We start from the raw sequence: 14,286 nt of genomic DNA on the forward strand, positions 1-14,286 counted from the left end.
CGGATTGCGTGAGGTGCCGGAGCCGTCGGCATGCGACGCTGAGACAGTGACGTCTGCAGCGGTCGCACGGGGTACGTCCGCCCAGCGGTGGCTAGCGCGCTTCAGCTTCGTGCTGGCATGCCTGGCTGTCGTGATCCTGGTGGTCTTCGCCGAGCTGAAGAGCCTGGCCATGTTCGCCGTTGGTCTGGCTGCCGCGGCGGTGAGCGTGGCGGCAGCCTACTTCTTCCTCTCCCGGCGAGGCATCGTGCGGTGGCTGTCGCTTGGGGTCTTCGTCCTGGTGCCGATCGCGGTGGTCGTCATTTTCGCGGTCGGCGGCGTGCTGTGGGTGGCCGTCGTGTCGGCGGGAGTCTGGCTCCTCGCGGGCCTGGCCGCGCGCCAGGCGCTGAAGGGGGACCAGCCGGACTGGCGAATGCCCGAGTATCCGGCGCAGCCACCGGCCCGGCATCCGTACCTGATCATGAACCCGAAGTCGGGCGGCGGGAAGGTCGAGAAGTTCGATCTCAAGCGCAAGGCCGAAGCCCTTGGCGCCGAGGTGTTCGTCCTGGACGGGTCGACTGACGTGGCCGAGGTAGCTCGGCGGGCGGTGGCCAACGGCGCTGACCTGCTGGGGGTGGCCGGCGGTGACGGCACCCAGGCACTGGTAGCGGGTATCGCCGCCGAGCACGGCCTACCGTTCGTGGTGATCAGCGCGGGCACCCGCAATCACTTCGCCCTGGACCTGGGGCTGAACCGGGAGGACCCGGCCTCCTGCCTTGGCGCCCTGGCCGACGGCGTGGAGTTGCGGGTCGACCTGGGGTTGATCAACGGACAGCCGTTCGTCAACAACGCCTCCTTCGGCGCCTACGCCCAGGTCGTGGAGAACCCGGCCTACCGTGGCGACAAGATCGGCACGACGCTGAACCTGCTCCCGGACCTGCTGCAAGGACACCACGGAGCGCGGCTGACAGCCCAAGCGGGCGGCACACGGATCGAGGCGCCGCAGGCGCTGCTGGTGTCCAACAATCCGTACCGAACAGATGACATCGCCGGCCTTGGCCGCCGCGCACGGCTGGATGGCGGCGTTCTCGGCGTGATCGGTGTCAGGGTGCGCACCGCCGGTCAGGCCATCGATCTGCTCCGCGGCAACAGCGCCAAGGGGGTCACGGAGCTGACCACGCAACGGATCGAGATCACCGCCGATGCGGCGCAGATCCCGGTCGGCGTCGACGGCGAGGCGGTGACCATGTCGACGCCGGTGACCTCCACGACCTGGCCGGGCGCGCTGCGCGTGCGGGTGCCACGCGACCGCCCGGGCATCCCCGAGCCGGAACCTCCAGCGGACTGGGCCAGGCTGCGGCACTTGGCCAGCGGTCGCTCAGGAGGCCGTTGAGGGTATGAAGTGATGACCGTTTCCAGCATGCGACCAGTCTTGCCACCGACATCGGCTCGGCCGAAGCCGGCGCCGCCGCACCTCCACGCCGCCAGACCGCCCGCCACCGGCGCACCGACCGGTCCGTCACCCGCAGCTCGGCCGCGATCTGCGCCGTGCCCGCCCCGGACTCGAACCGCTTGACCGCCTCCAGCCGTAACGCCTCACGCATGTCCTGCTCGGCAGGCGTCGGCCCGCCCCCTCGCGCGTACCGCATGAGCCGGTCGTAGCGCAGGGATCACACCCCGTCACCACCCCGGACACCGCGCATGCAACCTGAGTACCAAGGAAAACCCAGCCGCAGATGGAGTGGTCTCCTTGTTCTGCCGGGAACCGGCAATGGTCCTACCATGGGTTCGAATCGACAGTGGCGCAGCGCTTTGGCGGCTGAGGCGGCTTGATTGACGCCGACAATTGCCCGGCTGGCGGCAATATGGATACAAAGATTGCGATAATATCGGAACTTATCTCATCCATTGCGCTGATTGGAGTGTTCATAACTTTGCTGCTGGAGTCCCGACAGCTCCGGACGAGCCAGCTCCAAGCGTCGCGGGTGATTCAAGCTGAACTCACGAGACTAGCCATGGACTACCCCGATATCGCCAGCGCCATGGGGTTCGGCATAAGTTCCGAGGATTATCGGAAGTACGCTTTCCCCGGCCTCATCCTTGATGGAACGAGGCGGCCACAACGAAAAGTGAAAGAGGGTTCTTCGCGTTGATTGACGGAGAATTCGCCGCGGCCACGGACCATGTGCCAGAGAGAGGCCCAGACGGCGAGAGCCGTAAGCCCAGAGCAGAGTAGTGAGATTCGCAGCCCAACTCCGACGACGGGCGAAGCGCTTGTGCTGGCCCCGGCCTGGGCACTCGGATCTCCCGGAGCCGCGATGCTCCCGGCGGGACGCGGACGCGACGGCCCAGTGATCACCCAGGCAAGGGGAGACCGTGCCATGACGTTGCGTATCGGGGCAGAGGAAGAGTTCCACGTGCTGGACGTGGAGAGCGGCCGCCTGGTGCCACGCGGCCGCGCCGTACTGGACCGACTGCACACGCCCGGGTTCACCACCGAGTTCCAGCAGTCGGTCGTGGAGAGCAACAGCGCGGTGCACGACACACTTGACGCCCTCCTCGCGGACCTGGCCCGGTCACGACGGCTGCTGGATGCGGCGGCCTCCTCGCTCGGCCTCGTCGTGGTGGCCGCCGGTACCGTGCCGCTGGCCCGGCCGAGCCCCCGCAACGTCAGCGCCGGGCGCCGTTACCGGCACATGGCCGACGAGTACCGCAGGGTCGCCGACGAACAGCTGATGTGCAGCGCGCAGGTGCACGTCGACGTACCGGACCGGGACACGGGCGTACGTGCCATGTGCCTCGTCTCGCCCTGGCTGCCGCCGCTGCTCGCGCTGTCCGCCAGCTCGCCGTTCTGGCTCGGCACGGACACCGGCTACGCGAGCTGGCGGACCATGCTGTGGCAGCGCTGGCCCACCGCCGGACCTGCCGGCTGCTACTCCGGTTCCGCCGCCTACGACGCGGCACTGGAGGAGCTGATCCGCTCCGGCGTCATCAGTGACGAGGGAATGGCCTACTACGACGTACGGCCCTCCGCGCACCAGCGCACGCTGGAGATGCGGATCTGCGACGCCTGCCCACGCGTGGAGACCGTCGTGCTGGTCGCGGGTCTCTTCCGGGCCCTCGTCCAGCACGCGGTCGAGCGGCTGGCCCACCGGGACGGCCCCGCGTGCGCCGGCCGTCACGAGTGGCTGCGGGGCGCCACCTGGCGAGCCGCCCGGTCGGGCCTCGAGGGCCCTCTGGTCGACCCGGTCACCCGGTGCCCCGAGCCCGCCCGCGTGGTCCTGCTCGGCATGCTGGCCCGGCTGCGCCCGGCGCTGGAGACGTCCGGTGACTGGGGGACCGTGCACGAACTGCTGGAGCGCGCCCTGGCCGACGGCGGCGCCGCTCATCGGCTGCGACGGGTCGCCGGGAAGGAGGGCCTGCACGCCGTCGTCCGCACGCTCGCCGCCGAGACCCGGGGCGCAACCGGTTCGCGTGCGGTCACGCCCGCCGGCCCCGCCCGCCCGCCGCGCCCCAGCCCCGTCGTTGGAGGCACCGGATCCTGACGGGCCGATCTCATGTCCGCCCGCCCCGCGCGCCGCCTTGAAACCGCGGTGCTGACGACCGTCATGAGCGTGGTCAGCGCGGCCCGCGCCTTCATGCTCGCACCACCTGGTCACGCTCCCCTCCAAGCCCTCCGTAAACCCAACCGCGGCTTCGACGCCGTCGTGATCGGGGAGCCGCAACACACCTTCTACGGCAGCCAGTTCGGCAACACCTTCGCGATCTTCGTCCACTTCCGCATTCCGCTGTGGGTCCCGGAGGTCGGCGGCCCGATCGACCCGGACAACGAGGCCCACGACCTGGTCATGTCCGTCTTCGGCGGCATGAGCAAGGGCGAGCGCTCGGCCTCGATCCGTTCCTCATAGTCGACCAGACGGCCGTAGCTCATCGCCTTGTGCTTGGAGGCGCTGGCCTCGAGCTTGGTGCCGTCCTGGGCGACGCGGCCCAGCCTGACCATGCCCAGCTTCTGTGCCGGGTGCAGCGACTGGAGGAACAGGTCGGCCAGCGCGTCCAGGTGGCGGCGGCGGAACCGGGCGATCGAGCGGAAGTCCGGGGCCTGGTCGGCGGCCAGGAACCGGAATGCGACATCGTCGGCGCACTTGCGCTCGATCGCCCGGGACGAGCGGATGCCGGCGGTGTAGCCGTAGACCAGCAGTCGCACCATCAGCCGCGGGTCGTAGGGCGGGTAGCCGCGCTTCTCGGTGTAGTCCGCCAGGACCGGCCCGAGGTCGAGTACGTCGTCGACCAGGTCGGCGACGAACCGGGCCAGGTGGTCCTCGGGCAGCCACTCGTCCAGCGAAGGTGGCAGCAACAGGACCTGGTGCGGATCGAAGGCCCGGAACGTCTTGTCCACGGATGCCGGACGACCCTGCGGCTGCTTCTTCTTGACCAGTTCGACCTCGAACAGCCCATCGCCACCCCTCATACCGAGATCATCTCGCACAAGTGATCATGAACCGCACACTGGTGCAGAGCACCTATTCAGAGGGCGCGGTATTGAGTGGGGTCGCGCCTGGAGCGAGCGTTCCTCCCGCTCGTCGACCACCCGATCGGTCGAAGTCCCTCATGCCACTGTCGCGCCGCGACGCCACCACTGCCAGCACGCCGATGGCAATCAGTGACCAGCCGCCTGAGACCGGTTCCAGTACGGCCACCGGGATTCCGAGTGCCAGCAGGATCCATCCGGTCTCCACGGGCATCGCGCCTACGGCGAGCACAACTCTTCTACAAAGGAGCCCAAGGCCGAAGAAGGCAACTCCGCTGATCATGAACCAAAGGGCCATCATGCGGGTGTAGTCGTCGTTGCGGACGGTGTTCCACAGTCCGTCGGAGACGATGCCGCTCCAGTACGAGTACGAGGCGACGACGCCAACCATCATGTGCACCGCTGCGGCAGTGAGCATCAGGCGGGGAACCCACAGACGGAGACCTCTGGCGTTGGATGTACGGGATTCGGGGCGGGCGGAGGCATTCATGACGCAGTGTTCCTTCCGGGAACGTCGGGTGAGAGATCCGTCTCGATCGCCATGAAGTCAGGAGGCCAACCGGTCCAGGAGCGGCATCAGCAGCTCGTACATGCCGCGCAGCTCTGGCTTCGGGAGCGGGGGCGTGAGGTGCTCCGCCCCGACCAACATCAGATAGAGCATCTTGGCCACTTGATCCGGTCTGCCATGGCCGGCCTGTTCGCACAGATCCCGCAGATATCCAATGCGGGTTGCGTCGACACGCTCCTGCACCCGCGCCGCCTCGGGATCCTGTTTCGCCCAGGCCCGCATCGCGATCTCCAGCGGTGGGCCGGCGTCCTTGGTCACTTCAGCCAGGAGCCTGGCCAGCCGCTCCCGGGCCGGAAGCGTGTCGGACGCTTCAACTCCGTTGATGATCGCCGTGGTGCACTTGGCCTCGAAGTGGTCGAGCAATCGGATCCGATACTTCGGCATCGATCCGAAGTGGTGATAGAAGGCGCCCTTCGACATGCCCATGCGCTCACACAGCCGATCCAGCGTGACCGCGGGCGCACCCTGCTCCGCCAGCAACGTCAAGCCCTGGTCCAGCCACGCCCACTTCTCCGCACCCACCTTGACCTCTCCTCCATACCAAAAGGTTTGGTATGGGCAGGCTAACAGGCGTGTCCGAGGAAGTGACACGGTGGGGCGCCGGATTCCCCGGCGCCCCACCCATGCCATGAGATTCATGCCCAAAGGCGCACTGGGGGCTGGTTGCTGAGACACGCTCCCAGGTTCACCGGGTTGGAGCGGTGCTTCCCCTGCGCCGGGCGGCGCTCAGACGGTCAGGAACGCGCGTGAGGAAGCGTCGCGGAAGCGTAGAGGAGTCACCGGTGGTCGGATGAGTCTTGTCGTCGAGAGAGAACCAGCCTGCGTCGCTCCCGGTCGATCTCAGTGACGACGACCGTGACCTCGTCGCCGGCCTGGACGACATCTGACGGACTTTCCACGGGCGTCGATGTGAGCTCTCGCAGGTGGACCAGTCCCTCGATCCCGTCGGTGACCTGGACGAAGGCACCGAACGGGACCAGCTTGGTGACCCGTCCGTGCAGTTTCTGCCGCACCGCAGTGCGGTCGGCGAATGTTTGGAAGGGGTCCGGTTGGGGGCGCCAGGGAAGGCCGGGTCGTCGGGGCCGTCGTCCAGCGTCACGAACACGCCGAACCCCGCCCCGGCGGGTCCATGGGCATCTTCGCCCGCGCTCTGGAGGACTTCTTCACCGCCCGCGGCCTGACTCTCCCCACCGACCAGGCCGAGCGGCTCGCCGCCGGACGGCGCAAGCGCCGCGTCGACGCTGTCCCCGAACGCCTCCGCCCGACTGTCACCGCCTTCGATGTCCCGCGGATGCGGGCCCAGGACCGGGCCCGCCGAGCTGGCACCCGCCCCCGCAGCAACCTCACCCTGGAGGCCGCCCTCGCCACCATGCGCGATCTCGGAGTGTTCCTCGCAAGCCAGCGCGGAAAGGAGCCTTCCTGGTGCTACTGCCGAAGGGCCGAAGGCGCCGGCTGACCGTGCTGCGGCAGTTCTTCGGCTTTGCCCGGTCCCGGCACGTGATCCTTGTCGATCCGACCCGCGGGCTGACCGCGAAGGAGACGGCTTCCCTTGGCGGAGGCTGGTCCCCCGGGAGGCCGTCAGGGTGTCGGCGAGGCAGGCTGAAGGTGTGGTGTCGCTCTTCTGCTCATCCTCTCGAACGGGAGCGGGTGGTCACAGCAGGGTTCTGCTCGCGCTGGCGCAGTGCGTGCCGTTTGTGATCGCGCTGGCCGTTCTGATCATCGAGCTCACCCCTGCTCATTTCATCTATACCGGTCCCTTTCTCGCTGCGGTGCCGGCGCTGGCGGCGGTGACGATGGGCCCTAAGCGCACGGCCCTGGCGGTGGTGCTTGCGCTGGCGGTCAGCGTGACCACGGCCACGTACAACCAGGCATGGGGCACCTTGCAGGTCTATACCAATTTCCTGGCGCTGGCTCTGGTCTCCGTGGCCGGTTTCATCACGAGCAGCGTCATGCGTGCGTACAGGAGGAGCGAGCTCGACCAGGTCCGCCGGATCGCCGTTGCCGCACAGGAGGTCATTCTGCGGCCGGTCCCCGAGCGCCTGGGCCCCGTGCGGGCGGCCAGCCTGTGCCTGGCGGCCGGGACCGGGGCGCAGGTAGGCGGCGATCTGTACGAGGCCGTGCAGACGCAGTACGGCGTCCGGATGATCGTGGGCGACGTCCGCGGCAAGGGGCTGAGCGGCATGCACGCCGTCGCGGTGGCGCTGGGCGCGTTCCGGGTGGTCGCGCACTACGAGAACGACCTGGTGGGGGTCATGAACCACTGCGCAGCCGCGCTGCGCCGGGAGGCCGCCGTGCCGGGCACCTTTCCCGAGGAAGCCCTGATGGAGGGGTTCACCACCGCACTCATCGCCCAAGTGCCGAACGACGAACCCGTTGTGCAACTGGTCAACCGCGGCCACCCGCCCCCGCTGGTACTTCACAAGGGCCGAACTCAGGCTTTGATGCCCGCCTCACCGCACCCGCCCCTGGGCCTGGAGGACCTGATCACCGGCCCTCCCGAGCAACCTGAGACCTATCCGTTCGTATCCGGAGACCGTCTACTCCTCTACACCGACGGCGTGATCGAAGCCCGCAACCCCGGCAACGGCTTCTTCCCGCTGCCGGAGGTCATGGAGTCGATCAACTGCGGCACCACGCCTCAGGAGTTTCTTGAGCAACTGCACCAGGCATTGATCGGCCACACCGAAGGCCGCTTGGCGGACGACGTGGCGGTGATCCTTATCGACCGGCTCGACGAAGGAGCCGGTACGCCGACCATCTGAGACTTTGGGTAGCGGTTGGGAAGCGTGTGAAGCATTCCGGGATCAGGGGACCCTCCATCAGATCCGGAGCGCTTCAGACGTCCATTTCCTCGAGGCTCACCGAGGCGTTGCGCGCCGTCCCCGACCTGGTCGTCGGCGACGACGTCCGCAGAGTCGCCGCCCGCGTCCCGAACCAGAGGTGATGCTCCCCGCGGCCCTGATGAGCGCCGGGATGCTGGCAAGGATGACGGTCTGCAGGACCACGGATTCCCCCTGGGGTGGCTGGCGCGGAGTAGCGCCTGGCATGGCATCTTCCACCCCACGACGGCACGCCCGCTCACCCCTTCCAGACGTGCATCGTCCCAGCTCAGAGGCCTGATTACAGACTGTTGGAGCGCGCGTAACTTCATAGGAACGAGGCAGTTTTCCGGGTAAGTATCCGTACGTTTTACGGGTAGCGCTTCCCCTGCCCGGCGGCTGACCAGCCCCGACGCCGCGGGCGGTCTCCGGCGGCTGACGCGCACGCCTACGAGGTTTCGCCCCGCGCTGTGGGATAGGATCGGCCGCGAAATTTGCGCAGATCAGCAGGGCGAGGTGGACGCGGAAACTGCTCCAGCACGTTGACGCCCTTCGGGGCCCGCAGGTCTTTGCGGACGACACGGCGTTTGGTCGGCCGTGTTCCCTCCGAATTGGAGCGCTGGGTGGAAGTGCGTGCCGAGCGCCGAGAACCCGATCCCGAGTTCTTCTACCTACCTGGAGGGGAGATGGGGTCGGAGAGTCTCGGTGTGGCGTTGTGCCTGCAGCGGGCCGGCGATCGGTTGCTCACGCGGCCAGTCTTCCTCTCGTCCAACACGATGGACGACGGCTACAACTAGCTGGGCAGGGATGCGTGGGTCATCTCCTAACAGGTCATTTCATTTGGGGAGTCTGCGGTAGCAGATGAGGGCAGCTGCCAGCGCGGGATGGCCAGGAAGTGGTCGGGCTTGCGCTCGTAGCGACGGTGCAGGCGCCGGCAGCCGGTGGGCCAGGCGATGGTGCATTCGACGACCCAGCGGTGTCGGCCCAGATGTGTGGAGTTCTCGATGCCGCGTCGGGCGATGCGTCCGACGAGTTCCCCCAGGTGGGACGGTTTGTCGGTGCCCACGGCGATAGTGCCGACCCGTGGGAGGTTGTAGGCGTTCTGAACGCTGCCTGGGCGCGGGAGAGTCGGCCGCCGTCCTGGAGGAAAAGGCGCGGGTCGACCTTGTCCCACACCGAGGCACTGGTGCTGCCCCCAAAGGGGCTCATCCCCCAGACCTCGCCACAACTGAGATCCCACGCATTGATGAGGGTGTCCGCTGCGTCCAGCGTTCTGACGCCGACCAGCAAGCCAGCGCGGACCATGAGAACCGATGGCCTCGGAACCGTCGGGGCGACCAGGCTGCCGCTCCCCCACCGAGAGGGCGTCGAACTGCCAGCCTGCGCACACGACTTAATCACCGGCGCAAGGCGCAGATCACGTTCTCGCTCAGGTGGACGGTGACGCCCTGGCGGGCATAGCCACGGCCAAGCTGGATGCGCTGTCCGGCGACCACGAAGCCACCGACGCTGCCGACGGGCCGTTCGACGATCTGTTCGGTGGGCGGGGCAACAGCGGTGGCAGACCGGCCAGACGGCCACCTTGCAGCCGTCCACAGCAGGGATGCCCCGGTCGCCCTGCCACGAACGGAGTTCACCGAACCGTTGGAACGTGTTTGTGTCAACTGATAGATCAACTGCCTAACGTGCGTTGGCTACTCCCGCCGTGGAAGGACACCGCACATGAGACGCGTCACCAAGATCTCCTCCGCAGCCGTCGGCCTGGCCGTCCTCGCGGTCACCGGCACCGCCGTCGCCGCCGCGAACCAGAGTGACAACGACTGGCCCTACGCCCACCACAGCGCGGCCTCGTACACCCTGGCGGCCGTCGGCGACATCGCCTGCGAGCCCGACGACGCCGAGAACGCCGCCACCCCGGCATCGCTCAAGTGCGGCAGCCCCACCCTGGGCGGCATGAGCGCCGAGTTCGCAACCGCCAAACAGGCCACGGACATGCACCCCGACGCCGTGGCACTGCTGGGCGACGAGCAGTACCAGGTCGGCAAGCTGACCGACTTCGAACAGTCCTTCGAGCAGGCATGGGGCGGCCTGAGGATGCTCGAACGTCCGGCGCCGGGCAACCACGAGTACTACCCGTACACCAAGAAGGGCGACAACGAGGCCGGGCAGAACGGTGCCGGATACTTCGGCTACTTCAACGGCCACGACCAGGCCGGCACGCCGGAGACCCAGGGCCAGGCCGGCGACGACACCGCCGACAAGCAGGGGTGGTACTCCTACAACCTCGGCAACTGGCACATCGTCTCGCTCAACGCCGAGTGCAACTCCGACGCGTTCAACCACGACTGCTCCACGACGGACAGCGGCCTCCTTGGCCAGGAGACCCAGTGGCTATCGAACGACCTGGCCGCCAACAGGCGTCAGTGCACAATTGCGTACTGGCACCAGGCGACCTTCAGCGCCACGACGGCCTCTACCGCCACGGTGCCCGCTTCCGCGCCGGGCGCCGGCGGCGCCGAGGGTGCAGCGACCGACGCTTGGTGGAAGCTCCTCTACCAGCACCACGCCACGCTCATCCTCAACGGTCACGAGCACGCGTACGCCCGGCTGCGCCCGATGAACCCCGCCGGCCAGTACGACCCGACCCACGGCATCCCGGAGTTCATCGTCGGCTCCGGCGGCGAGGCCCTCGACACCCTCGCCGGCTCGCCCGGCGACTATGACAACCCGAACGTGGTCACCGCCCAGGCCAGCGCCTTCGGCGTCATGAAGCTCACCCTCAAGTCCGACAGCTACAGCTGGGACTACAAGCCCGTCCTGCCCGGCCCCGGTTTCGACTCCACAGCGCTGCAGTACAGCGACTCCGGCAGCGGCACCTGCAACTGAGACCCCAGCCTTCCGTCATCTGAGGCGTGGGCCATCATCGAGGCTCTACGGCAGCCGTTGAAGCCACAACGTCAAGCATCAACCGAGACAAGACAGCCCGCCACCCTCCGCAGCCGCATCAACTACCGCTGCGAATTCAAGGAGGAAGAAGCCCCCCTCTACCCCGATCTCACCCACCCACGCACCGTCTACCTGCGCGAAGACACCGTGTGCCAGGCCCTGGACCGTTGGATCGCCCGGGCCTTCGCCCCGGACCGGCTCTCCGCCACCATCGAAGCGCTCAGCCACGCGAGCGCCGCAGCGAGCATCGCAGAGCCCCAGACGCCCGAGCAGGCTCAAGCACGCCACGCGATCAAGGAGTGCGAGCGACGGCTCGCCCGTTACCAGGCAGCCCTCGACGCCGGAGTCCACCCCACCGTCGTCACCCAGTGGATCAACGAGGCCCAGCGGGACAAGGACGCCGCGCAGAAGAAGCTCGACGCCCACCCCGCCGTCCACCGGAAGAAGCAATCGCCGCTCGACGCGCGACAGATCGGGGAGATCACTGAGAGTTTTGGAGATATTGCACAGCGCATGCAGACTGCCGCCGTCGAGAAGAAAGGCCCGCTCTACGACGCCCTGGGCATCACCATCCGCTACGAACACGAAACGAGGACCACGACCGTAAGGTCGAGGCCCTCGTCACCGTATGTTCAAGCGTTGTGTCCGAGAGGCGTGTTGACGGCTGACGATACGGTGGTGGTGGCGCAAGGGCCGCTCTACCCCTGATGAGGTGTGCCCGGAGACAGAGTGACCCGCAGGATGGCGTGACGTGGCACCTCGCTGCCGGGCGCGGGTGTCTGCTCACATACTCGGCCGACGGGCGTGCCCGGGTGAGGACACTCTCGGTGTCGGATGGCCTGGACGCGTACGCCGACTGCCTGGGCGCTCGATCGGGCTTGGTGCATCGTCTCGCCGATCAGCGAGGGTGCCTCGACCCCGGGACGAGCAAGGGCGGGGGATCCGGCGATCACGTAGGTGCCGCCGGCGGCCGCCAACAGCACCGCCATCGCCTGGAGTGGCCGACGGATGCGCCGTCGGCGCACGGGGGGTTCTTTCCGGGGACCCCGGGCCGGCGGTAGCTGGGTGTGCCGAACCGTCGCAGGTGGATCCGGCAACGGCGAGGTGACCGCCATGGCACGGCCCGCCAGTACCTCCCCGATGGCGTCGCGCATATCTTCGGCGGTCTGGTACCGGTCCGCACGGTCCTTGGCCAGCGCGCGCAGCACCAGGGTGTCGTAGGCGGCAGGCAGCTGCGGGGCATGGGCAGAGGGAGGCACCGGTGGTTCCGAGAGATGCTTCATGGCCACGGCCAGCGGGGTGTCACCAGTGAACGGGGGGCGGCCGGTGAGCAGCTCGTACAGCAGGCAGCCGGTCGAGTACAGGTCGGTACGGACGTCCACCTGCTCGCCCCGGGCCTGTTCCGGCGAGAGGTACTCGGCCGTGCCCACCACCACCGAGGTGCGGGTGAGGGTCGTACCCGCCCGATCCACCGAGCGGGCGATGCCGAAGTCCGCCACCTTCACGGTGCCCTCGTGGGAGAGCATGACGTTCGCCGGCTTGATGTCCCGGTGGACGATGCCGTGGCGGTGGGCATGATCGAGCGCCTCCAGCACGCCGGCGGTGAGCTCCAGGGCGTGCTCGGGTCCAGCGATCCGTGCCTCGCGCACGAATTGGAGCAGCGTGTTGCCCTTGACGTACTCCATCACGAGGTACGGCACGCGGTGGCCGTCGATCGTGTCCTCGCCCGCGTCGTAGACGGCGACGACGGACGGGTGGCCCAACAGGGCCGTCGAGACGACCTCACGGCGGAAACGCGCCCAGTGTTCGGCATCGGCCGCCAGTTCCGGCCGGAGCGCCTTCACTGCGACCGGGCGGAACAGCAGCAGATCGTACGCCAGCCATACTTCGGCCATCCCCCCATGCCCCAGGACCTGTTCCAGACGGTAGCGTCCGCCCAGACGACGTGAACGATCCACGGTGTTCCCCCTCGTTGCCGACTTCCGCCGAGGCACCGTAGGGGCGGTTCTTGTGGGTTTTTTGTGATCCGGTCCGACCCTGTGGCGGGTCCCAGTCAGCGGTCGGGGCGCGTACCCCGCCTTGAAAATGGCGTGCAACCCACGCGCGGATCCCGACAGGACAGCGCCGGCCCAGGCCGATTGACTGCTCCGGGCATGGGGTGCGACGTCGGTTCGACCTGGGACCGGTGTCGTCCACCCGATCCGGGCGTCGCTCCGCTACGCGGGCCGCCAGGACCCGCAGCACCGGCCTCCCTCCTGCCGTGAATTGGCTGTGATGAGCCCCATGGTGCCCGGAGGTGGTGTCGGCTTTGGTCATATTCTCACCCTCCGCTGAACTTCGCCTTTCGTGCCGCGGTTACCTTCCCAGCAGAGTCAAGGTCAGCTCTGCAGTCAGGAGACCGATACGGTGAAGCGACGCAACATAGGCGGTGGCAGGTTCTGCGCCCCGCTGGCCGGCATGCTCCTGGCCCTGTCCGCAGGCGGCTGCGGCATGAGCGGTGGCAGCGCAACCGGTCGGGCGGCCACCCCGTCGGCGTCCGCCACCGTCGGCGGCAGGCCCGGGACCGCGTCGCACGTCACGGCTGAGCCTGCCGCCTGGCACAAGTGGGGCCTGACGCCGCTGCCCGCGGCTCCCGAGCCCCCGGCGGACAAACCCATCAAGCTGTCCGCGACCGGCCCGGTTCCGGTCTTCGCGCACGTACCGACATCCCAGAAGGTCGTCTTCATCACCGTCGACGACGGGCTGGAGAAGGACCCCAGGTTCATCGAGATGCTGCGGGAACTGAAGATCCCGATCACGATGTTCCTGATGAACGACGCCATCAAGTCGGACTACGGGTACTTCAAGGCACTGCAGGCGATGGGCAACCACATCCAGAATCACACCCTGCACCATCCCGCGATGAACACCATCCCCCTGGTCCGCCAGAAGCAAGAGGTGTGCGGCGACCAAAAGATCCTCACCCAGCAGTTCGGCACCGCCCCGTTCCTCTTCCGGCCGCCTTACGGGGCGTACAACAACAACACCAAGATCGCGGTGGGAGAGTGCGGGCCGCGAGCGATCGTCTGGTGGCGCGAGTCCATGCAGGTACGCAATATGCAGTACCAAGAGCCAGGCAAGAAACTGCGTCCCGGCGACATCATCCTCGCCCATTTCCGCGGCCCTGCGGAACTCAAGGGCGCCACCATGACGAAGATGTTCGCCAATCTGCTCGAACGCATCCGGGAACAAGGCTTCGCGGTGGCCCGCCTGGAGGACTACATCCAGCCGCCGGCCGGAAACTGAACCGACCAGAAATCAGTGTGCTTCGCAGCCGTTGCACTTCACTGTGCGGCCCGCGCTCCGAGGCCGAATGGGCATCCGGCGACATTGCGCCCTCTAGGACGGTGTCTCGGGGAGAGAGGTTCACTCCCCACCGGAAAGTCGGGTCAAAGGCCAAGGAAAGCCCC

The 14,286-nt window shown here is 67.7% G+C and carries 12 protein-coding genes and 5 pseudogenes; 8 read left to right on the top strand and 9 right to left on the bottom strand.

What is annotated here, in order from left to right; genetic code table 11:
- Positions 1 to 130 precede the first annotated feature (130 nt).
- Positions 131 to 1,369 (top strand): diacylglycerol kinase family protein, encoded by a 1,239-nt coding sequence (locus AB0D93_RS27925; RefSeq protein WP_362124650.1) that lies wholly within the window; start codon positions 131 to 133, stop codon positions 1,367 to 1,369.
- 82 nt (positions 1,370 to 1,451) lie between these two features.
- On the opposite strand, the pseudogene AB0D93_RS27930 reads toward AB0D93_RS27925, so the two are convergent.
- A pseudogene (locus AB0D93_RS27930) lies at positions 1,452 to 1,625 on the bottom strand (helix-turn-helix domain-containing protein); the annotation flags it as partial.
- 216 nt (positions 1,626 to 1,841) lie between these two features.
- Here AB0D93_RS27930 and AB0D93_RS27935 point away from each other — a divergent pair.
- Positions 1,842 to 2,129 (top strand): DUF6082 family protein, encoded by a 288-nt coding sequence (locus tag AB0D93_RS27935; protein WP_362124699.1) that lies wholly within the window; start codon positions 1,842 to 1,844, stop codon positions 2,127 to 2,129.
- A 228-nt stretch (positions 2,130 to 2,357) separates the two neighbouring features.
- Positions 2,358 to 3,521, top strand: coding sequence for a YbdK family carboxylate-amine ligase (locus AB0D93_RS27940; RefSeq protein WP_362124653.1), 1,164 nt, complete (start codon positions 2,358 to 2,360; stop codon positions 3,519 to 3,521).
- Between the two features lie 338 nt (positions 3,522 to 3,859).
- Here the strand turns inward: AB0D93_RS27940 and AB0D93_RS27945 are convergent.
- The 4 genes and pseudogenes from AB0D93_RS27945 to AB0D93_RS27960 all read right to left on the bottom strand — a co-directional run.
- A pseudogene (locus tag AB0D93_RS27945) lies at positions 3,860 to 4,426 on the bottom strand (transposase); the annotation flags it as partial.
- 70 nt (positions 4,427 to 4,496) lie between these two features.
- Positions 4,497 to 4,994 (bottom strand): DUF6463 family protein, encoded by a 498-nt coding sequence (locus tag AB0D93_RS27950; protein ID WP_362124656.1) that lies wholly within the window; start codon positions 4,992 to 4,994, stop codon positions 4,497 to 4,499.
- 57 nt (positions 4,995 to 5,051) lie between these two features.
- A complete protein-coding gene (locus AB0D93_RS27955; protein WP_362124659.1) occupies positions 5,052 to 5,594 on the bottom strand; it encodes a TetR/AcrR family transcriptional regulator in 543 nt (180 codons plus the stop codon).
- A 254-nt stretch (positions 5,595 to 5,848) separates the two neighbouring features.
- Positions 5,849 to 6,085 (bottom strand): S1 RNA-binding domain-containing protein, encoded by a 237-nt coding sequence (locus AB0D93_RS27960; RefSeq protein WP_362124662.1) that lies wholly within the window; start codon positions 6,083 to 6,085, stop codon positions 5,849 to 5,851.
- Positions 6,086 to 6,201: 116 nt separating this feature from the next.
- On the opposite strand from AB0D93_RS27960, the gene AB0D93_RS27965 reads away from it, so the two are divergent.
- Positions 6,202 to 6,528, top strand: a complete 327-nt coding sequence (locus tag AB0D93_RS27965) for a hypothetical protein (protein ID WP_362124665.1) — start codon at positions 6,202 to 6,204, stop codon at positions 6,526 to 6,528.
- Positions 6,529 to 6,679: 151 nt separating this feature from the next.
- Positions 6,680 to 7,834 carry a PP2C family protein-serine/threonine phosphatase gene (locus tag AB0D93_RS27970; protein WP_362124668.1) on the top strand — a complete coding sequence of 385 codons (1,155 nt, stop codon included), beginning with the start codon at positions 6,680 to 6,682 and terminating at the stop codon, positions 7,832 to 7,834.
- An 893-nt stretch (positions 7,835 to 8,727) separates the two neighbouring features.
- Here the strand turns inward: AB0D93_RS27970 and AB0D93_RS27975 are convergent.
- The 3 pseudogenes from AB0D93_RS27975 to AB0D93_RS27985 all read right to left on the bottom strand — a co-directional run.
- A pseudogene (locus tag AB0D93_RS27975) lies at positions 8,728 to 8,915 on the bottom strand (transposase); the annotation flags it as partial.
- Positions 8,916 to 9,232 (bottom strand): annotated as a pseudogene (locus AB0D93_RS27980) (aldo/keto reductase); the annotation flags it as partial.
- A gap of 74 nt (positions 9,233 to 9,306) precedes the next feature.
- Positions 9,307 to 9,488, bottom strand: a pseudogene (locus tag AB0D93_RS27985) (IS481 family transposase); the annotation flags it as partial.
- A 125-nt stretch (positions 9,489 to 9,613) separates the two neighbouring features.
- Between AB0D93_RS27985 and AB0D93_RS27990 the strand changes: the two are divergent.
- Both AB0D93_RS27990 and AB0D93_RS27995 read left to right on the top strand, forming a co-directional pair.
- Positions 9,614 to 10,777, top strand: coding sequence for a metallophosphoesterase (locus AB0D93_RS27990; RefSeq protein ID WP_362124671.1), 1,164 nt, complete (start codon positions 9,614 to 9,616; stop codon positions 10,775 to 10,777).
- A gap of 57 nt (positions 10,778 to 10,834) precedes the next feature.
- Positions 10,835 to 11,545: a hypothetical protein gene (locus AB0D93_RS27995; RefSeq protein WP_362124674.1), complete on the top strand. Its 711-nt coding sequence runs from the start codon at positions 10,835 to 10,837 to the stop codon at positions 11,543 to 11,545.
- Here the strand turns inward: AB0D93_RS27995 and AB0D93_RS28000 are convergent.
- Positions 11,536 to 12,831 carry a protein kinase gene (locus tag AB0D93_RS28000; RefSeq protein ID WP_362124677.1) on the bottom strand — a complete coding sequence of 432 codons (1,296 nt, stop codon included), beginning with the start codon at positions 12,829 to 12,831 and terminating at the stop codon, positions 11,536 to 11,538. The two genes, AB0D93_RS27995 and AB0D93_RS28000, sit on opposite strands and share 10 nt — an antisense overlap.
- A gap of 412 nt (positions 12,832 to 13,243) precedes the next feature.
- Here AB0D93_RS28000 and AB0D93_RS28005 point away from each other — a divergent pair, with 412 nt between their 5' ends.
- Positions 13,244 to 14,122 (top strand): polysaccharide deacetylase family protein, encoded by an 879-nt coding sequence (locus AB0D93_RS28005; protein ID WP_362124680.1) that lies wholly within the window; start codon positions 13,244 to 13,246, stop codon positions 14,120 to 14,122.
- Positions 14,123 to 14,286 lie beyond the last annotated feature (164 nt).

It is taken from the genome of Streptomyces sp. NPDC048191, assembly GCF_040652655.1.
Classification (GTDB): Bacteria; Actinomycetota; Actinomycetes; order Streptomycetales; family Streptomycetaceae; genus Streptomyces.

What these genes read in the sequence shown, in the direction of transcription:
- AB0D93_RS27935 (WP_362124699.1), top strand. Translation starts at nt 1,842, where the DNA reads ATGGATACAAAGATTGCGATAATATCGGAACTTATCTCATCCATTGCG.
- AB0D93_RS27940 (WP_362124653.1), top strand. Translation starts at nt 2,358, where the DNA reads ATGACGTTGCGTATCGGGGCAGAGGAAGAGTTCCACGTGCTGGACGTG.
- AB0D93_RS27950 (WP_362124656.1), bottom strand. Translation starts at nt 4,994, where the DNA reads ATGAATGCCTCCGCCCGCCCCGAATCCCGTACATCCAACGCCAGAGGT.
- AB0D93_RS27965 (WP_362124665.1), top strand. Translation starts at nt 6,202, where the DNA reads ATGGGCATCTTCGCCCGCGCTCTGGAGGACTTCTTCACCGCCCGCGGC.
- AB0D93_RS27990 (WP_362124671.1), top strand. Translation starts at nt 9,614, where the DNA reads ATGAGACGCGTCACCAAGATCTCCTCCGCAGCCGTCGGCCTGGCCGTC.